The organism is Xanthomonas sp. AC360 (genome assembly GCF_979258225.1).
Genome location: NZ_OZ409846.1, coordinates 571,712 through 590,164, shown reverse-complemented (window position 1 = coordinate 590,164; position 18,453 = coordinate 571,712). Strand labels below are relative to the sequence as shown.

Sequence of the window (18,453 nt, the reverse complement as noted above, 5' to 3'; positions counted from 1 at the left end):
GTGTGCGTCCGGTGCTCGGTGCGCATGCACCCCCTCATGCACTGCGGTTCTGAGCACGCCATCCGCACCCACCTGACGACTGCGCGCGACGTGGCGTTAGTCGCTCTGATTGGAAGTTTTCCGCATCGATACCGATGCAGGTCGGGCAGCGCCAGATCACCTGTCACGCGCATCTCTGACGACCGCGTGCCGGTGATCGCACACTGACGAGCACGACCGTGCAGTTGAGCTGTGCACTGCTCTACGCAGCATAAAAACCGTGCCGTTGGGCGAGCCTGGGCGCGATGGACACACTGTTCCAGCTACCTCTGTACGTGTCTCTCTAACCAGTTCAGGTTGTCGCGCACCGTCGCCGAATTACTTCTGTTTTGTAATGTGAACGGGTATAAGCTGCCGGCCGGGGAACACCCCAACGAGGAACGCAATGGACCACTCCGACATGCAAGTGTCCGATCTGCTGGTCTTGGAGCTGCAAGGGTTCCACGACGCCTATGGCAGTGGACCGGACTTCTGGGACGCTTATCAACGCATCATGGGTGTGGCGGCGCAGGCCGGCGGCAACATGATCAATCTGGCCAACGAAATGGCCTCACTGGCACAAGGCCTCGGCGCCATCGATCGCGCGCAGCTGCTGTAACTGCCTCTCGCGGTCTGGTGCTGGCGTGCGGCTGCCGCCACTGCACCGTGCACGTTGTGCCACCGTCGCATGCGTGACGATCCGCGTGCTCACCTCATCTTTCTGTCGTTTTCACGCACGCCTGCTGTGCGCATTTTTACGGTTGGCGCATCGATGGCACGTTCGTGATCTTCGCCGGTCACGCAGTGTCGGTCGGGGCGCTATCGCAATGCGCTGGGCAGTGGAGATGCGACGCGCCTGCGTTGCCCGCCAGTGCAGCGGCGCCCCCAACCCGTGCCGGATGCGGTGATCCGGCACCTTGTTGAGGAGCCAAGGTGTGAGCGAAACAGTCGAAGGCGTGCGTGTGCATCTGGTCGGTGGCCCGCACGATGGGCAGATGCTGTGTGGCACATCATTGCCGGGCGTGATGCTGCCGGCGGGGTATCGCATGACGCCCTGGCCGGGCGGCCAATCCGGCATTCATTGGCACCGTGAGCTCAATCTGGCTTGCGTGCATGGGGCGCTGGCGGCAGATGAAGTGTGTGCAGCGCTGGGTACGCAATGGCGTCGCTATCTGGCGACACGGCGGCAGCAAGCCGCTGCAGGCAAGGACGTAGACCTGCCCGACGGGTGTGCGAAGACGGCGTTGGCGTGATGACGCTAGCGCCGGCCGAGCGCGCTGCTTTCTGCGTAGGACACACATTGTTGGCGAGGCGGAGAACGCTCAGCGCGTTCGCTGTGGAGCGGTCGCGTGCATACGGCAGCCGGGTGCTAGACAAGGCGCGGTCGATTCACTGACTCAAGGATTCGCGGGCCCGCATGTGATGCGACATCCGCAGCGAATACACGGCGTCAAAGGCAAACGCAAGCGCAATGCCGCGCGCTTGGCGGGTGAGGCTTACTCCGCGTCGGCGGGCGCCTTGGCCGGTGTGACCACGGCATTGTCTGGCGCGCCGCGCTTCTTCTCACGGCGCAGCGGCGTGTCGCCCAGGCGTTCGATCGCGCCGCCGGATTGCTGAAACGCTTCCAGGTCGGCAGCCAGACGCTGTTCGGACAGGCGCGGCTTGCCCGGTTGATTGCTCACGGTCATCGACTGGCGGCGGGAGTTATTCATCGCGAATCCTCATGCGTTGTAGAGCGTCAAGGGGATGCCCCGCCGGCGCTGATCGTCGTAGGTGGCACGCACGTCGCGGCAGTACGGGCCGGACATGACAAAACGCCGACAGATCGCCGGGCGCGTTTCATAGATCGAGCAGCACATGCGCGCGGAATCGATCGCCACGCACCAACCTTCCTCATCGCGCGCCATCACGTGCCAGCCTTGCGGTGTCACGCTGGTCAGATGCTCGGGGATACGGTCGGTTGGATCGACCATGACGGTGAGCCGGCAACAGACGGCATCGCAGCGTTCGCAGAGATTCTTGATGGAAAAGGCCAGATTGAAGTGAAGGCGACACCGGTCTCCGGCCGCAGTTGCACCATACACCCTGCGCGCGGCCGGATGTGAACCGGCGCCCGCAGGTCCCGCTCTGACCGCGCACCAAGCGACGTGCGGGCTGAGCGGCGCGTCTCGGCGAGCTTCCCACCGGCAGCAACGCACGCCGGCGACTCGGCAAAGCGCGGATGCACCGAGATGACGGGCGGCATTGGCGCCTGGACGTGCCGCTTGATTGATGCAGGTGACTCGCTGTGCTGACTTGGTCGTCACGGTCGCTGAGCAACTGGCCTGAAGAATAGGCCCGTGCCGCGTTGCCTTTGTCACGCCGGTGCGAAGACGGGTTTCACCCCTGCCATTGATGGCGCGCCGTAGCGTGGTGGTGTCCGTAGCACGCATCAGGAGTACCGCCATGAACACATCCAAGCAGCCTCCATCCGCGCACGACCAGCCCGCAGGTCACGACCAGGGCCACAGCGCCAAGCAGAAGCAGGACGCGCTGCAGGACGAGGCGGTGGAAGAAACCTTCCCGGCCAGCGACCCGGTATCGCCGTTCGTGCCGGCCAAACCGCTGGACTGAGCGCGGCGATTACGACACCCCAGCTGCCGAGGAGTGATAAACGCTGTCTGCGATCACAACCAGGAAGGCCCGGTCGGTGACCGGGCCTTCCTGGTTGATGTAGTTGGATGCGACGCTTACGGCGTCAGGACCACCTTGCGGCAGTCGTCCTGCTTCTTGTCGAACAACGCGTAGCCCTGCGCTGCATCGGCCAGCGGCATGCGGTGCGAAATGATGGCATTGGGCTTGAGCTCACCGTTGCCGATGCGCTCCAGCAGATATGGCATGTGTTTTTGCACGTGCGTCTGGCCCATCTTGAAGCTCAGCCCCTTGTCGAAGGCATCGCCCAGCATAAAAGCGTGAATGAATCCGGCATACACGCCGGGCACGCTGACCACGCCGCAGCGCCGCGTAGCCGCGATGCATTGGCGGATCGCCACACCGCTGCTGCCTTCCAGCTTGAGGTTGGTGAGCGCGGTTTCGATTGCGCTGCCTTCGGCCTCAAAGCCCACCGCCTCGATGCTGGCATCCACGCCACGGCCGTCGGTCTGCGACACGATCACATCTGCCGGATCGTCGATCTCGTCGAAGTTGATCGGGATCACGCCGTAGGCCTTGGATGCGAAGTCCAGACGGTACGCATGCCGGTCGACCATGAAGATGCGTTCTGCGCCCAGCATGCGGCAGCACGCTGCAGCCATCAGGCCCACCGGGCCGGCGCCGAAGATCGCCACCGTGGAGCCCTGCCTGACGCCCGCATCGACGACAGCCTGATACCCGGTCGGCAGGATGTCGGACAGGAACAACACCTGCTCATCATGTAGCGCATCCGGCACCACCAGCGGCCCGACGTTGGCCTTGGGCACACGCACAAATTCGGCCTGCCCGCCAGACAGGCCGCCGTAGAGGTGGCTGAAACCAAACAAGGCCGCAGGCGGGCGCATGTCCTTGTGATTCAGCGCGGCGCCCTTGCCGGTATTGGTAGTTTCGCACGCAGAAAATTCTTGCAGCATGCAGTGGAAGCAGCGCCCACACGCCACCACGAACGGAATCACTACGCGGTCGCCCGGCTTGACTGCGGTAACGTCCGGGCCGACCTCTTCAACGATGCCCATGAACTCGTGGCCGAGAATATCGCCATGGCGCAGGTCCGGAATCTTGCCGCGGTACAGATGCAGATCCGAGCCGCAAATTGCCGTGGCGGTGACGCGCAAGATCAAATCATCGCGTTCGACCAGAACCGGGTCCGGTACGGTTTCGACCCGCACATCGCGTGAGCCGTGGTAGTTGAGGGCAAGCATGTGGATCTCCTGAAGGCCGACGGGGCGCGGCAACGCAGAGCAGTGTTTGCATCCGGTCGTTAAGCCAGTCAGCACGGTGCGTGCGCACGGTGTGCACGCGCTTGCTCGACGACATCACGTTGATGCGCATGTCACGTCTGGATAACCCGCGCGCTCGCAGGCTGACTTTACGCGCAGCACTGCGTTGCAACGCGGATGCGGTGATGCAACCCAGACAATTCATGATCGCCACATGCGATCAGTCAGGAGATAGGTATGGGACTTTTCAAGATGGTGACGGCCGGCGCTATGGGTTATGTGGCATATAAAGCTTGGCAGCGTAGTCAGGGCCTCGCAGCAGACACGCAACTCGAGCAGGGCGCACGCGAGGATCGCCAAACCGTGCAATCCGCCATTGGGACCACACCGCCGCATGGCGACCCGCTGCGCGCCAGTGTTGGTGATGCACGCGACCGCCAGCAGGCGCTGGGCGCGTTGGCCATCTTCAACGAGCAGGAGCGCACGCTAGCGCAGCTGGCCGTGGTCAAGGGCGTCGAAGGCGAGCTGCTGGATTTCGCACGCAAGATGGATGAAGCGCATAGCGCTGCATTGACCGACCTCAGCCGTTTCGCACCAGACCGTAGCGGTCCGCTGGGGCAAGCCGCATCTGCGCGCTCGAAGAGCGCACGCGACCAACTGCAAGCGTTGCACGGGCAGGCATTCGAAACGCAGTATCTGCAAACCGCCGTGCGCAGCCACGTGCAGGCACTGGAACTGCTGGATAAACAATTGAGCAGTGAGCCGGGCTCCAGCGATCTGGGTAAGGAGCTGCAGCGCACGCGCGAAACCATCGCCGAGCATTTGGACCATGCCAAGGCACTCAGCGCGAAGCAGACCCAGCCGCACTGAGATCAGCTAGCAGTGCTGCAGCGCAGCTAATAAACGGCTGCGTTGTGGCTAGGCAGACGTGATGGTCGCTCAATGAGGCATGTGCCACTCGTACAATTGATTCTGAAAGTACCTTCCACGCCCCATTTGACAGAAGTCAGTGGCACTCTACTAGCCGCTCTAGAGCCAGCAACATCGTGATGTTCGACCATGGTCTTAGGCGGGTGATTTGAATATTGGGTCACGTGACCGTCGGGCGCGAGTATTGAACTTCAAGTTGATCATCGCGCAACGTAGATAAGACAGGCAGCCAAAGCTGCCTGTCTTTTTGACTGAAGTATGGTGCGCGACTGCGCACTGTAGCCACCTGGCGCAACTGACGCAGTGCGGTCTTGCGTTGGATTGAATCGGCAAGCCGAATAATGTGTTTCTCATGCTGTCGCGGATATGCCGGCTTGATTCCAAGTAAGCGGCAACCCTATCTCGGTCGAACAAACCCACATCCCCTACGGGTGACGCGGGCGCGATCACATCACGCGCGCGTCAAAGCGTGACAGCGCCGCCGGAGATCGTCAGCAGCGTGCCCGAGGTGTAGCTGGCCGTGTCGGCTGCGAGCATGACGTAGGCCGAGGCCAATTCCACCGGCTGCCCAGGACGTCCCATCGGTGTCTGCGCTCCGAAATTCTGCACCGATTCTTCGTCCATACCGGAGGGAATGAATGGCGTCCAGATCGGGCCGGGCAGCACTGCGTTGACACGGATCTTCTTTTCGGCAAGTACGCCGGCTAGGCCGATGGTGAGATTGGCCAAGGCACCCTTGGTGGCCGCGTAAGGCAGGATGTTGGGGGTCGGCTTCTTCGATTGCACCGATGCAGTGTTGATGATGGAGCCACCATCTTTCATCAAGGGCACAGACAGCTGCACCAGATTGAAGACGGCGTGTACGTTGGTGTCGAAGGTCTTGCGCCACTCGTCCAACGTAATGTCTTCGAAGTTTTGGAAATATTTCTGATAGCCGGCATTGTTGACCAGGATATCCAGACCGCCGAAGGTGCTGTTGACCTTGTCAATCAATGCGGCTGCCTGGCTAGGGTCGCTGATGTCGCATCCCACCAACAATGCCTTGACGCCGGCTTTCTCGATCAGTGCTCCGATCTTGGCGGCATCTTCCTGCTCATCAGGCAGAAATGCGATGGCCACATCGGCGCCTTCGCGTGCATAGGCGATCGCAACGGCCGCACCGATGCCGCTGTCGCCACCGGTGATCAACGCACGCTTGCCCTTCAATTGCCCATGGCCGACATAACTGTCTTCGCCGTGGTCCGGGCGTGGGTCCATCTTTTCGGTGCGGCCCGGGAAGCTTTGCTGCTGGGGCTTGAATGGCGGACGCGGATAATTGGGTACGGGCATGATCGTCTCCTGACATTGGGTTCGCTGACGTGCAGCGCGCGAGTGCTGCGGTGAAAGCCAGTGTGAGCATGCAAACGTAAACATCAGGACTAGGCGATGTCGGCAGCGCGTGTGCTGGCGACCCACGCGTGGGTGGCGCAGCTGTCTGTTCGGTTACGGCGTTGCATTGATCGGCGTGCGCGTCGTTGCGAACTTCATGTGTTCTTGCTCACTGCATTCGATACTGAGCGCATTGTCAGGAGACCCACCATGTTTTTGCGCCGTAACGGGCTGTCGTTGTGTCTGCTTGCGCTGACCTTGTTTTTCATCGGCTGCCAGATCTATGCCGGGCTCCACGCCTACAACACGGAGCTGCGCGAGCATGGATTGCCCACGCTGCAGCTGGTGGCCTATCTGCACAGCCCGCACTTCATGTCTGCGTTGTTCGAGAATTGGGAAAGCGAATTTTTGCAGATGGGCATGTACGTGTTGCTGACGGTCAAGTTGCGTCAGGTGGGGTCCGCGGAATCGCGCCCGCTCGACCCCGATGAAGAGCACACGTCGATCAAGCCAGGCCCTGCGCCTTGGCCGGTACGTGCCGGTGGGCTGTGGTTGCGCCTGTACCAGCATTCGCTGGCGATCGCGTTTGGCATCCTGTTCCTGATGAGTTTTGTGTTGCATCTGATCGGCAGTTGGCGGTTGGAGTTGCTGGAACGTGCACAGAAGGGCCTGCCGCCGATCAGCGTGCTCGACCATTTCACCGATGCCGGGTTCTGGTTCGAGTCGATGCAAAACTGGCAAAGCGAATTTCTGGCGGTGTTTTCACTGGTGGTCTTGACGATCTGGCTGCGCCAGAAGGACTCGCCACAATCCAAACCGGTCGAGGCGCCACATTCGCAAACCGGCGGATGATGGTGGTCGTAAGCCCGCGGCGCAGACACTAGGCGGACCCACTAGAGAGCACTTCACGCCATCACACAATGTCGTTCACCGCACTGCAATGTGCCTTTGCCTATCGTGACATCACACCGTGACGCAGGAGATGCGGATGGGGACCGAACCGAAAAAACCATGGGGCCCTGACGCCGATCAGAGCAAGCCATTTACGCCGCAGGAAAGACGCAACGAAGATGCGGACTGGAAAGTGCACGACATGCCCGACGAGGACCATGACGTGAACAAGGCCGACCCGGAGCACGATTACGAACGGCCGGACGGATCGGAAAAGCGCTGAGATCTTCTCGTAATTCGATAGCACAGCGCCCGCAAATGCTGACGTTGTGCTATCTGCCACGTTGCGATGTCATGTCCGCACTCCACGCCGCGCAGCGCTGGAGCAGGCTCAATGGTGATAGCCCACATCCGCCGCGATCTTGCCGCGGAACACGCGATACGACCACACCGTATACCCCAACACCAGCGGCAACAGCACGACCAGGCCAACCATCGGAAAGATCTGCGACGACGGTGGCGCGGCCGCTTGCCAGATGGTGTAGCTCGGCGGTACCAGATACGGCCACATGCCCAGCACCAGCCCGATAAAGCCCAGCACGAAGATCGCCAGCGTCAGCAAGAACGGAGAGGCATCGCTGCGTGAGCTGTCGCTGCTGCGCCACAGCGCCAGTGCCACTGCCGCGGTCACCACCGGAATGGGCGACAACCACCAAAAGTTGCCATGCGCAAACCAGCGCGCCATCACGTGCGAACTCAGGAACGGCAGCCACGCGCTGACCAGCACCAAGAAAGTCACCACCACACCGACCAGCGGCTTGGTCAGCTGACGCGCCAGGGTGTGCGTGCGCCCCTCGGTCTTGAGGATCAGCCAGGTGCTGCCGAGCAGCGCATAGCCAAACACCAAGGCCGCACCGGTGAGCATGGTGAACGGGCTGAACCAGCCGAATACCCCGCCGATATAGCGCCCATTCTCCAACGCCATGCCTTCCACCAGCGCTCCCAGAATGATGCCTTGCGCGAATGCGGTAAGGATCGAGCCCGCGATGAACGACAGCGTCCACAGCCGCCGCGAGCGCTGCGCCTTGAAGCGGAACTCGAAGGCCACGCCGCGGAACACCAGCGCCATCACCATCAACAGCACCGGCAGATACAGCCCGGACAGGATCACCGCGTACGCCGCTGGAAATGCCGCGAACAAGCCTGCGCCACCGAGCACCAGCCAGGTCTCGTTGCCGTCCCAGATCGGCGCGGCGGTGTTCATCATCAGGTCCACTTCCTGCTCGTCGCGTGCGAACGGCGCCAACATGCCCAATCCCAACACAAAGCCATCGAGCACCACGTACATCAGCACGCCAAAGCCGATGACGCCAAACCACGCCACCGGTAACCAGTAACTTATTTCCACGGTGCGTTCTCCTGCTCCAACGCGGTGTCTGCTGCCGACAACGGGCGTGCTGGGGTGTGTTCGCCGCCGGCTACGTCCGGGCCGTCGTGACTGGGGTGCGGGCCGGCGCGGACCAGCTTGGTCAGATAGAAGATGCCGAAACCGAACACGAACGCGTAGCCCAGCACGTACACCAGCAGCGACACCGCCACGGTGGCTGTCGATTGCGGGCCCACCGCGTCGGCGGTGCGCAGCAGTCCATACACCACCCACGGCTGTCGCCCGATCTCGGTGACGAACCAGCCGGCAACCAGGGCGATAAAGCCGGCCGGTAGCATCACGTTCCAGGCCAGGATCAGCGCTTTTGCGTGCAGCCGGCCGCGCCACCAGGCAATGGCGGAAATCCACGACAGCAACAGCATCGCCATACCCAGGCCGACCATGATGCGGAACGCAAAGAACACCGGCGCCACCGGTGGCCGCTGATCGCGTGGCACCGAGGTCAGCGGGGTGATCTCGCCATCGGTGCTGTGGGTCAGGATCAGGCTGCCCAGACGCGGAATAGCGACTTCATAGTCGTTGCGCTCGGCCTCGGCATTGGGCAACGCAAACACCACCAGCGGCACACCGGCGCCGGCTTTTTCGTTATGCCAGTGCGCTTCCATCGCCGCCACCTTGAGCGGCTGATGTTCGAGCGTGTTGAGGCCGTGCTGGTCACCGACCATCACCTGGATAGGCAGCACGATGGCCGCAAACGCCACCGACAGCCGCAACATGCGCGCCGCCTCTGTCAGATGCACGCCCTTTCGCAAGTAATACGCCGCCACACCGCCCACCACGAAGCAGGTGGTGATGAACGAGCCCAGCGCCATATGCGCAAGCCGATAAGGAAACGATGGGTTGAAGATGATCTGCATCCAGCTCACCGGATGCACGATGCCGTTGACCATCGCGTAGCCCTGCGGCGTATGCAGCCAGCTATTGGACGACAGGATCCAGAAGGTGGACACCAGCGTACCAATCGCCACCATGCAGGTCGCAAAGAAGTGCAGCTTCTCCGACACGCGACCCCAGCCGAACAGCATCACGCCAAGAAAGCTTGCTTCCAGAAAAAACGCGGTGAGCACTTCATAGCTCAGCAGCGGCCCGATCACACTGCCGGCAATGCGGCTGAGCTCCGGCCAGTTGGCGCCGAACTGGAACGCCATCACGATGCCGCTGACCACGCCCATGCCGAAGGAGACGGCGAAGATGCGCAACCAGAAAAAGTACAGCCGCTTCCACCCCTCGTCGTGCGTGCGTAGCCAACGCCATTCCAGAAAGCCCAGCAGATTCGCAAGGCCAATGGTGAAGGCGGGGAACAACACATGGAACGAAATGACGAAGGCGAACTGGATGCGGGACAACAACAGCGCTTCCACAGGGATCTCCCTAGTGCCGGACGAGCGTGGGTACGTTCACGGCGACACTGGCGTGGCAAAGGTGATGGTTATTGGTGATCGTGATCGTGGGATCGGGGCTGACGTACAACGTCAGCATCTCGGGAAAGCGCTGCGCTATCGCGTGCGCCTCGTCATGCTGCGGACCGCAAGTGTGTGCGCATGCGGCACTAAAGGGTGAACCGGCATAGCGAGCGCAACTGCAAGGTGGCAGGGCCGCGTTGCCGCGCCCGTTATCCGTGCCGGCCGAAGCGTTGCCTGCAACGGCGCGCCGACTACGCGCTGCGTAAATGCCGCAGGCAGCGTGGTGCCAGCCAGTCGGCAAGGGCCGCATTGGTCGAACCCGGGGTCAGACACAATGCGTCGCGCACTGCCTTGATCGCCTGATGTTCGGTCAGATCCGGCTGCGCGTTGTAGGCATCGCAGACGGCGCGCACAGTACTTTCGGGGATGCCATCGAAGGAGTGATAGCCGAGCTGGCCACGCCGATGCTGGTCCCGCCAATACGTCAATTCGTTTTGCACATCGGCGTGGCGATGTACCGACACTGCATGCATGAGACACCTCGCTCGGCTAGGTCAGGGAGCAATGTTTGCGCGTTGAAAGTACGTTGCTGTGAGGATGGCCTGCACGCCGTCTCCACACGGCACGCGCCGGCAGTGGATCACGTCTCAGGCCGCTACGTTCACTGGCCGACTGGTTTAATACATATGTCGGCATCAGGTCACGTCACTTCCGGCCAAACCACCGGTTGCGATGCAACAGCACAAGCGAACTGATCCATTGAGTTCAGCCCGGCTGCGCACTCCAAGAATGCGCGGCAACCGTGCTGGCAAACCTTGCACTGTTTGGCGTTTCGGCATGCCCGGCGCGGCCACCGACCCCGACCATGACGCTTGGCACTGGCAAATTCAGGCCCAGCCGTGCGTACTTCGCGTATGACGCGGCGAGCTCGACTTAGGGGGAAGGGCGCCGTTCGATCACGATGGTCGTGACTGCAGCGTGCAATCTCGTGGTGATACGCAGGCGCACTCTTCGCGCCGCCGTCACAATTCTCAACTGAACATGTACTAGTCATTGCGGACAGAAGCGCTCATGGACCGTCTTTCCTGCGCCATCATCGACGACGACGTGGAGTTCTGCGATCAGGTGGTGGAGTTAGCCACCGATAGCGGCTTCCGTGCCAAGGGCATTCACACTCTTGGCGAAGCCAGCCGTTGGTTGGACAGCAATTTCCCCGATCTACTGGTCGTGGACGTTGGCCTGCCCGACGGCAGCGGTTTCGATCTCATCGAACGGTTGGACCCGGACCACACACCGAAGATCGTGGTGGTGTCGGGCGATTACGCCTATGAAACCCAGGGCCGCGCGCAGCAGTTCGGCGTCAGCGAGTTCTTGACCAAGCCGTTCGCGCCGGAGCGCCTGGAGCGCGTGCTGGGCGGCCTGCGTGAGGCGCAGCAGGGCAATCTGGGCATCATTGGCAATAGCGACAGCATCGTGCTGTTGCGCAAGGACATCGTGCGCGTGGCGCCGACCGATTTGAATGTGCTGGTGACCGGCGAGACCGGCACCGGCAAGGATCTGGTCGCTCGTGCCATCCACCGGGTGTCCGGCCGTCGCGGTCGCTTCGTGCCGGTCAACTGCGGCGCGATTCCGGAAGAGTTGCTGGCCAGCCAGCTGTTCGGCCACGAGCGCGGCAGCTTCACCGGCGCCGACCGTCGTCACGCCGGATTCCTGGAACAGGCCGCCGATGGCACGCTGTTTCTGGATGAGATCGGCGAAATGCCCAAGCGGTTGCAGGTCTATCTGCTGCGGGCGATCGAGTCGCGTAGTTTCATGCGTATTGGCGGCAACGAAGAGATTGCGCTGGATGCCCGCGTGGTTGCGGCCACGCATCAGCATGTGCAGCGCGAGCACGCGGTGCTGCGCGAGGATTTGTTCTACCGCCTCAACGAGTACCCGATCCAGGTGCCGGCGCTGCGTGAACGCCGCGGCGATGCGCGCGTGCTGGGGTTGCGCGTGATCAACGAACTCAACGTGAAATACGGCAAGCGCAAGCTGCCGACCAAGTCGCTGCTGCGCTATCTGGCGTATCACACCTGGCCGGGCAACGTGCGCGAGCTGCGCTCGTTCATCCACTATCTGTATCTGCGCTCGGACGGCGATCTGCTGACTGCGCCGGATGTGGAGCAGACCGTGCCGCAGGCCGACGAAGACGGGTTGCTGATTCCGGCCGGCTGGACCATGCGTCAGGCCGAGGACGCCATGATCGAATCGGCCCTGGCACGTACGCGCTTCAACAAGAAGGCGGCGGCACGCGAGTTGGGGATCAGCGTGCGGACATTGCACAACCGGTTGAGCGACAAGGACGCGTAGTGACGGACGCTGCATTGCAGGGACGGCAGCGCGAGCTGCTGCATCAGTTGCGTAACCGTCTCAACGTGATGGGCTTTGCGTTGTACGCCTTGCGCAGCGATACCTCCAAGCCAATGGAGACGCTGCGTAACGCGCATCAGTCCGCCACTGAATTGCTCAATCAGCTGGGCGAGCAAGAGCGTGCCCAGCAACTGGCCGACGACCCGCACCCCGAGGCATCGCCGGCAGCACTGCCGCCCGACGACAACTGATCCGTCGTGCTCGTCTGACTGGGTGTGCTGGGTCTGCGATCTGGTGACGGTTAGCAGTCGTGCGGAAGCGCTGCGCGTGCAGATCAGTGCATCCTTAAATACCAACCCATCGATGTCTCAACGTTGGCTCTACTCGTATAACCGCCCTCCGAGTCGGAGGTTTCGCGTGGCGAGGTGGTGTTGTTTCAGGACATGGAAGCTTAGGACCTGCGGGGAGTTGGTCTGTCCGCGCGATGCAGTGTCTGTCCGTGCGATGCAGTGGTAGACAGTGACCTTGTGCAGATACTGGAAACGAGCTGGGTATGACCCACCGACGTTTGCAGTCAATCTCAAAGAGCTGAGTGACGCCGACCAAACGATTGAATCGTCCAGTAAAGCGTTTCTATCGCCAAACTGAAGAGCGATGGACGCCGAGCGATCCGCACCGTGACCTTGCTACGCCGCCAAATGGCGAACCCGGTCACGGCATGCGCGCTGAAGCGCGCGCGTGCCGTGGTACCGAGCGGTGGCGATTCCACTGGTGGTACGGTGCTGTCCTTGATCCACAGCGCCGTCCCAGCAATATCGCCGTTCCGCATGGTCGATCAGGCCGCCTTGCTGGTCCTGGCTGCTTTCTGGTTGCCGCCTTGTTCCGCAAGCAGGGTCAGCTTTTCGTCGGTGGCCTTTTCTTCTTCCAGTGTGGCCAGCAGCAGCGGCAGCGCATCGCTGTAGCCGAGTTGCTTGGCCATTGCCGCAATGGTGCCGTACGAAGCGATCTCGTAATGCTCCACTTTCTGTGCGCCACCGATCAGTGCGGCGTCACGCACGGGGCCGGCTTCGATTTCATCGATCACTTCGCGGCTTTCTTCCACCAGGCCTTCCATCGCCGCGCACTTGATGCGCTTGAGCTTGATGCCCAGCACGTCGACCACCTGGTCAATGCGCTCGATTTGACCCTGGGTTTCTTCCAGATGGGTTTCGAACGCGTCTTTCAATTTCGGCTCGGTCGCAGCACGTGCCAAACGCGGTAGCGATTTGGTGAGTTGCTTTTCGGCGCTATAGATGTCCGACAGCTCGTGGATAAAAAGTTCTTCGATCGTCTTGATCGCCATGGGTGGCTCCCGTTGTTGGTCAGAGGTTTGAAATATCGCGTTCGCCGCCTGGCGACAATGCGTTTTGGTTGCTCGCGTTCGACAAACGCGAGCACGATGGTTTTCTGATACGTGATTAGCCAGCCGGCCAAAGCGTCTGGCCTCAGGCCGTACCGCGTGATCGCTAAGCTAGTCTTGCGAGTGTTAGCGCGATTGGTGGAAACGGTGATCCCGATGCGATGGCGACCTGTGCCGTAACGAGTGCGTACACGCATCGCTCACGTAGGCGCGCGTTAGCGCACGCCAAGCTGGCGGGCAGATGTTTCTACGTGAGCGTGCGTGCATCGCTGCCGCCTGCATCGGGCTGTACAAATGCGACGCGGCGTTATTACAGATGCCGTCTTACTGAAATAGCGACAGGCCATGCGCAGGCAATATATCGGCGAAGGCCTGCATGTCGATGGCGTGTGTGCATGCGCCATAGACGGATGCGCTACAACGCAATTCACACGCTTGCACGAGATGTCCTATGACCCCGCTGGATAAACCGTTACGTCGCGAGCTACAGATCGGCGACCAGGCATATACGTTGATCATCGACCCCGACGGGTTGAAGCTGGTCGAGAAAGGAAAACGCAAGGGCGTGCGCTTGCGCTGGGACGCGCTGGTCAACGGCGATGCCGCACTGGCCATCGCCTTGAATGCCTCACTCGGCGATGGGTGAGGTGCTCAAGGCGCCGTGCATAGCAGCGCGATGATCCGCTTGGCTCAGGTCGTCGTAAACAACTGCGCCAGCGTGCGTACTGCCGCTTCGGTTGCGGCCCGGTCGGGAGTTGCATCGGCATTATTGAAGTCGTTGGCGCCCTGCGCCTGTACCAGCAGCCCGTCGCGACGCGGCACCACATTGAGATTGTGGCCGCGCCAGACCAGACCGTAGGTGACCTCCGGTTGCGGGATCAGGCGTGCGGTCTGCCCACGCACCGGAATCACGCTGTCGTCGCCCAGCAGTGCACGCGCGCCGTAGCCGGTGGCGTTGACCACGATTTTTTCGCGCAGGTCGGCAAACTGACGCGGATCGTCGAAGCTGCGCGTGTAAAGCTCGCCGCCCGCCTGCAGAAAATCCTGCAGCAACAGCCGCGCATATGCGCTGATGTTGAAGGTCAGCTGGCTGTAGCGCCGCACGAACGGCACCGGGAACGGGTGGTTGCCGGCAGTCGGTGCTTGCGAGCGCGGGCCTAGGTCGTGCAGCAGCGTGCGCTCCAGTGGCGGGTAGTCTGGTTCGTGCGCCTCGGCCGAGGTGACCGGTTGATCGAACGGCACATCCGACAAGGCATAGCCATCGCGCCATTCGATCGGCTCGCCGGGCAGGCCAAGCAGCGTCTGATATCGGCGAAACGAGATCCGCGCCATCTCTTCCCAGCGCGTCTTGAAATCGGCTGTGGCGTACTCGCTGGTGCAGACGCGCGAATCCGGCGACCACACGCCGGTGGCATAGAACGAGCGCACGTCCGGCAGCCGCTCGCGCGCATAAATGCGCACGCGCAGGCCGGCGCGTTGCGCTGCCACCGCCGTGGTCAGCCCAATCGCGCCACAGCCGATCACTGCCAGCTCGCGCACGTTTGCATCGGCCGCGCGCACCAGTCGCAATGTGTGTTCGGCTGCGCCCCACGACAACGACCAACCGCTGCCGCCGTGCCCGTAGTTGTGCACCACGGTCTTGCGCCCGATGCGTTCTGCCTCGATGCGCGGACCCTGCGCACGGAACGGCCGCGTGCAGCCGTCGATGGCGATGATGCGATCGACCGATGCGCGCATCGGCGTCAGTGCAGGCGCGGCAGCGAAGGGAATCGGCAATGCATCGGGCGGCGGCAACGGTGTGGACGGCGCAATGGCCACCTTGCCGTTGGCAGCCCAACTGCCGGTCGAAGCGGCCGCAAGCGCAAGGCCTGCGCTGTGCAGAAAATGACGGCGGTGCATGCGACTCCTGTGCGGTGGTGTGGAGGGTGGTCGACCGACTGCGATGTAAGACGCGCCGGCATCCCGCAGCGACACAGCGGGGCCACCCGATGGCAACGCACGCCGACCTGGCACGACAGCGTGCTAGGCCGCATGCCTTACGGCAACCAGGCAAGCGGTCTGTTGCTTGCGTGTGTCGAGCATACCGCGCAGGCCTTGGCCTGCCGACCAGCCAGGTCGGGTTTCGTCCTGCGATCCCGGCACTTGAGGTAGCGCTAACGGCCATTCGTCGCCCAGGGCTTTCGCAGCGGCACGTGCCGGCTATGCTCGCTCCCGTCCCATCTCCGACGAGTCCCTACCGTGTCTGCCAGCGTCTTTCTGATCGTGCGTATCGTGTTCGCCTGGGCTGCCGCGCTGGTGGTGGCGGGCAGCATGTGGGCGCAGCTGTTCGGCTCTACCGGCGCGTTCTTCGGCCTGATCTGCATGGTGCTGTTGACGTTGGCGTTGATGAGCGCGATCACCCATGTGCGGCGCGTCCGCCTGATCGCCGGACGGTTGGACCACGACACCTTGTCTACGCGTCAGCGCCGCCAGATCGAAGTGCCGCTGGAGGCGCAGGCCAGCTTTGCGGTGGTGGAAGAGGCAGTGCGTGCGCTGCCTCGCGTGCAGGATGTCGAATGCGCGCCGGGCAGCCTGCTGATCCGTGCCAAGATCCGCCGCTTCGACCCATACGCAGGCCGCAAGCCTTCGCGCTGGAATCTGTTTGCGCGCTTTGCCATCACCCACAACCAGGTGCTGGTAACAATTGCGCCAGGGCAGGGCACCAGCAGCGTCACCGTGTTGTGCGAGCCCGATGCCGGCGCCTGGGTGGACCTGTTTGCGGTGGACGAAGGCAGCAACTTCGAGAACGCCGAAGCGATGAATCGCGCGGTGGTGCGCCGGGTCGGCGAGCAGCGTCGCGACGAGCAGGCCGCCGCCGAGCAATCGGTGATGGAAAAGGAACTGGCCGTGGCGCGTTTGAACCTGCTGCATGCGCAGGTGGAGCCGCACTTTCTCTACAACACGCTGGCCAGCGCCCAGGTATTGGCGCGCACCGATCCGCCGCGCGCGGACATCATGATCGGCCACTTGATCCAGTACCTGCGCCGCTCGCTGCCCAGCGCGGACGATGCCACTTCCACATTGGGCGAAGAACTCGAACGCACCCAGGCGTATCTGGAAATCCTGCGCATCCGCATGGGCACGCGGCTGGCGCTGCAGGTGGAAGTGCCGTACGAGCTGCGCGGCCTGCAGTTGCCGTCGATGATGTTGCAGACGCTGGTGGAAAACGCCATCAAACATGGACTGGAACCCAAGCCCGGCGGCGGTACCGTGTGGATCCTGGCGCGTCGCCTGGACGAGCACCAGGCCACGCTGACCGTGGCCGACGACGGCCAGGGGTTCAACACCCATAGCCACGGCACCGGCATCGGACTGAAGAATCTGCGCGAGCGGCTGCAGCTGATCTACTCCGGCACCGCCAGCTTTGCCATCGTGTCCAATTTCCCCAGCGGCGTGGCGGCCACGCTCACGCTGCCCTTGCCAGCGCAACCGGCCGCAACGCGCCCGCCGCCGCTGCCTGACGCCGCCACGACCGAGCAGGTGCAGGCGTGAGCGCGCTACGTGCGGTGATTGCCGAAGACGAGGCGCTGCTGCGGCAATCCTTGCTCGCGCTGCTGGCCGAGGTGTGCCCGCAACTGCAGGTAGTCGGCGAATGCGAAGACGGCGCCAGCGCGCTGGAGACCATCGCCACTCAGCAGCCGGATGTGGTGTTTCTGGATATCCGCATGCCCGGCCTCACCGGCATCGAGGTGGCACGCGCGATGCGCGAGGTCAGCCCGCGCACGCAGGTGGTGTTCGTCACCGCCTACGATCAATACGCCATCGATGCGTTCGAACACGGCGCGGTGGACTACCTGCTAAAGCCGATCAACCGCGAACGCCTGCAGGCCACCTGGCACCGCGTGCAGCAACGCGCCGCCGCCGGGCAGCCGGACGGCAGCTTGCTGGAAGCGCTATTGCAGCGCCTGTCGGCACGCCCGGCAGCGCCCGGCGTCGCGCCGCCACTGGCCTGGCTCACTGCCACCAGCGGCCGCGAGACGCGTCTGATCGCACTGGATGAGGTGGCGTATTTCCAGGCCGATCAGAAATACACCACGGTGATGACGGCCGGCGCTGAGGCGCTGCTGCGCACCCCGCTGCGCGAGTTGCTCGATGTGCTCGACCCGCAGGTGTTCAAGCAGATCCATCGCTCCACCATCGTCAACATGAAGGCGGTGGCCTCGGTAGTGCGCGACGACACCGGCAAGGGCCGGCTGGCCCTGCGCGGGCGCAGCGAAACGCTCACCGTCAGCCAGCCGTTCATGACCCTGTTCCGCGGCATGTAATCCCCCGTCTCCCCATACCGCATCGACAAGAAAGGACTGCTTCCATGCGCCTGATCGCCTCCCTGGTGTATTGCCTGCTCGCCCTGGCCGGTTGCCACGAACGCAACGGCACCACTTCGATCACCCGCGCCACCAGCGATGGCCGCGACGTGCTTTTCAGCAAGACTTTGGTCACCGACGCCGAGACCAATGTGCATTGCCTGGCCAGCAGCAGCGGCCAGTGCCATTACCTGATCTATGAAGAGCAGTGCCCGGCTGCCACGAGCGCCGCCACGGCCAGCGGCGGCGCACCGGCGCCGGTGTGTGCGCGCAAGACGCTGGACAGCTTTGCGCTGCTGCCGGGGCAGGTCCGCGCGCTGCGCGGTCTTCCGGCGGCAGCCCACACCTGCGTGGACCGCAACGTGCCCGCTGCCGAGTGCCACGGGTAAGC

21 protein-coding genes and 1 other RNA gene are annotated in these 18,453 nt (G+C 62.7%); 13 read left to right on the top strand and 9 right to left on the bottom strand.

The features are described 5' to 3' along the window. Positions 1-24: 24 nt before the first annotated feature. The 3 genes from ACZZ0O_RS02535 (at position 25) to ACZZ0O_RS02525 (ending at position 1,271) form a co-directional block, all read left to right on the top strand. Positions 25-102: non-coding RNA, sX9 sRNA (locus tag ACZZ0O_RS02535), on the top strand. 322 nt (positions 103-424) lie between these two features. Then, positions 425-637: a hypothetical protein gene (locus ACZZ0O_RS02530; protein ID WP_055847794.1), complete on the top strand. Its 213-nt coding sequence runs from the start codon at positions 425-427 to the stop codon at positions 635-637. 316 nt (positions 638-953) lie between these two features. Then, on the top strand, positions 954-1,271 hold the full coding sequence (locus ACZZ0O_RS02525; protein ID WP_463592128.1) for a hypothetical protein: 318 nt from the start codon (positions 954-956) through the stop codon (positions 1,269-1,271). 243 nt (positions 1,272-1,514) lie between these two features. Here the strand turns inward: ACZZ0O_RS02525 and ACZZ0O_RS02520 are convergent, their stop codons facing one another. Then, positions 1,515-1,730: a hypothetical protein gene (locus ACZZ0O_RS02520; RefSeq protein ID WP_055847800.1), complete on the bottom strand. Its 216-nt coding sequence runs from the start codon at positions 1,728-1,730 to the stop codon at positions 1,515-1,517. A 9-nt stretch (positions 1,731-1,739) separates the two neighbouring features. After that, positions 1,740-1,991, bottom strand: a complete 252-nt coding sequence (locus tag ACZZ0O_RS02515; protein WP_055847802.1) for a YkgJ family cysteine cluster protein — start codon at positions 1,989-1,991, stop codon at positions 1,740-1,742. Positions 1,992-2,463: 472 nt separating this feature from the next. Here ACZZ0O_RS02515 and ACZZ0O_RS02510 point away from each other — a divergent pair, with 472 nt between their 5' ends. Then, entirely contained in the window at positions 2,464-2,631 is a 168-nt protein-coding gene (locus ACZZ0O_RS02510; protein WP_463592127.1) for a hypothetical protein, read from the top strand. Between the two features lie 116 nt (positions 2,632-2,747). Here ACZZ0O_RS02510 and ACZZ0O_RS02505 read toward each other — a convergent pair whose 3' ends face one another. Further along, the gene (locus ACZZ0O_RS02505) at positions 2,748-3,911 is read right to left on the bottom strand and encodes a zinc-dependent alcohol dehydrogenase (RefSeq protein ID WP_463592126.1); all 1,164 of its coding nucleotides are present in this window, start codon (positions 3,909-3,911) and stop codon (positions 2,748-2,750) included. 255 nt (positions 3,912-4,166) lie between these two features. Between ACZZ0O_RS02505 and ACZZ0O_RS02500 the strand changes: the two genes are divergently transcribed. After that, complete coding sequence (locus tag ACZZ0O_RS02500; RefSeq protein ID WP_463592125.1) at positions 4,167-4,799, top strand: DUF4142 domain-containing protein; 633 nt, start codon at positions 4,167-4,169, stop codon at positions 4,797-4,799. A 522-nt stretch (positions 4,800-5,321) separates the two neighbouring features. Here ACZZ0O_RS02500 and ACZZ0O_RS02495 read toward each other — a convergent pair. After that, entirely contained in the window at positions 5,322-6,188 is an 867-nt protein-coding gene (locus ACZZ0O_RS02495; RefSeq protein ID WP_463592124.1) for a glucose 1-dehydrogenase, read from the bottom strand. Positions 6,189-6,437: 249 nt separating this feature from the next. Between ACZZ0O_RS02495 and ACZZ0O_RS02490 the strand changes: the two genes are divergently transcribed. Both ACZZ0O_RS02490 and ACZZ0O_RS02485 read left to right on the top strand, forming a co-directional pair. Further along, on the top strand, positions 6,438-7,079 hold the full coding sequence (locus ACZZ0O_RS02490) for a DUF6766 family protein (RefSeq protein ID WP_463592123.1): 642 nt from the start codon (positions 6,438-6,440) through the stop codon (positions 7,077-7,079). A 136-nt stretch (positions 7,080-7,215) separates the two neighbouring features. Beyond that, the gene (locus tag ACZZ0O_RS02485; protein WP_463592122.1) at positions 7,216-7,401 is read left to right on the top strand and encodes a hypothetical protein; all 186 of its coding nucleotides are present in this window, start codon (positions 7,216-7,218) and stop codon (positions 7,399-7,401) included. A gap of 108 nt (positions 7,402-7,509) precedes the next feature. On the opposite strand, the gene cydB is transcribed toward ACZZ0O_RS02485, so the two are convergent. The 3 genes from cydB to ACZZ0O_RS02470 form a co-directional block, all read right to left on the bottom strand. Next, positions 7,510-8,526: a cytochrome d ubiquinol oxidase subunit II gene (gene cydB, locus ACZZ0O_RS02480; protein WP_463592121.1), complete on the bottom strand. Its 1,017-nt coding sequence runs from the start codon at positions 8,524-8,526 to the stop codon at positions 7,510-7,512. Continuing rightward, positions 8,517-9,926, bottom strand: coding sequence for a cytochrome ubiquinol oxidase subunit I (locus ACZZ0O_RS02475; RefSeq protein WP_463592120.1), 1,410 nt, complete (start codon positions 9,924-9,926; stop codon positions 8,517-8,519). The genes cydB and ACZZ0O_RS02475 overlap by 10 nt, the downstream gene beginning before the upstream one ends. Before the next feature lie 293 nt (positions 9,927-10,219). After that, on the bottom strand, positions 10,220-10,501 hold the full coding sequence (locus ACZZ0O_RS02470) for a hypothetical protein (RefSeq protein WP_115529003.1): 282 nt from the start codon (positions 10,499-10,501) through the stop codon (positions 10,220-10,222). A gap of 538 nt (positions 10,502-11,039) precedes the next feature. Between ACZZ0O_RS02470 and ACZZ0O_RS02465 the strand changes: the two genes are divergently transcribed. Together ACZZ0O_RS02465 and ACZZ0O_RS02460 are read left to right on the top strand one after the other, a co-directional pair. Next, positions 11,040-12,320 (top strand): sigma-54-dependent transcriptional regulator, encoded by a 1,281-nt coding sequence (locus ACZZ0O_RS02465; RefSeq protein WP_115529002.1) that lies wholly within the window; start codon positions 11,040-11,042, stop codon positions 12,318-12,320. After that, positions 12,320-12,571, top strand: a complete 252-nt coding sequence (locus ACZZ0O_RS02460) for a hypothetical protein (RefSeq protein ID WP_430544207.1) — start codon at positions 12,320-12,322, stop codon at positions 12,569-12,571. Before ACZZ0O_RS02465 ends, ACZZ0O_RS02460 begins: the two co-directional genes overlap by 1 nt. Positions 12,572-13,155: 584 nt before the next feature. On the opposite strand, the gene ACZZ0O_RS02455 is transcribed toward ACZZ0O_RS02460, so the two are convergent. After that, positions 13,156-13,662, bottom strand: coding sequence for a YciE/YciF ferroxidase family protein (locus ACZZ0O_RS02455; protein ID WP_463592119.1), 507 nt, complete (start codon positions 13,660-13,662; stop codon positions 13,156-13,158). Between the two features lie 508 nt (positions 13,663-14,170). Here ACZZ0O_RS02455 and ACZZ0O_RS02450 point away from each other — a divergent pair. After that, a complete protein-coding gene (locus ACZZ0O_RS02450; RefSeq protein WP_115528999.1) occupies positions 14,171-14,365 on the top strand; it encodes a hypothetical protein in 195 nt (64 codons plus the stop codon). A gap of 44 nt (positions 14,366-14,409) precedes the next feature. Here ACZZ0O_RS02450 and ACZZ0O_RS02445 read toward each other — a convergent pair whose 3' ends face one another. After that, complete coding sequence (locus ACZZ0O_RS02445) at positions 14,410-15,618, bottom strand: FAD-dependent oxidoreductase (protein ID WP_463592118.1); 1,209 nt, start codon at positions 15,616-15,618, stop codon at positions 14,410-14,412. A 339-nt stretch (positions 15,619-15,957) separates the two neighbouring features. On the opposite strand from ACZZ0O_RS02445, the gene ACZZ0O_RS02440 reads away from it, so the two are divergent. From ACZZ0O_RS02440 to ACZZ0O_RS02430, 3 genes are read left to right on the top strand one after another with little or no spacing between them, the layout of a single operon-like run. After that, positions 15,958-17,250, top strand: a complete 1,293-nt coding sequence (locus ACZZ0O_RS02440) for a sensor histidine kinase (protein ID WP_463592117.1) — start codon at positions 15,958-15,960, stop codon at positions 17,248-17,250. After that, positions 17,247-18,023, top strand: a complete 777-nt coding sequence (locus ACZZ0O_RS02435) for a LytR/AlgR family response regulator transcription factor (RefSeq protein WP_463592116.1) — start codon at positions 17,247-17,249, stop codon at positions 18,021-18,023. The genes ACZZ0O_RS02440 and ACZZ0O_RS02435 overlap by 4 nt, the downstream gene beginning before the upstream one ends. A gap of 44 nt (positions 18,024-18,067) precedes the next feature. Beyond that, positions 18,068-18,451: a hypothetical protein gene (locus ACZZ0O_RS02430; protein WP_463592115.1), complete on the top strand. Its 384-nt coding sequence runs from the start codon at positions 18,068-18,070 to the stop codon at positions 18,449-18,451. The last annotated feature ends 2 nt before the right edge of the window (positions 18,452-18,453 follow it).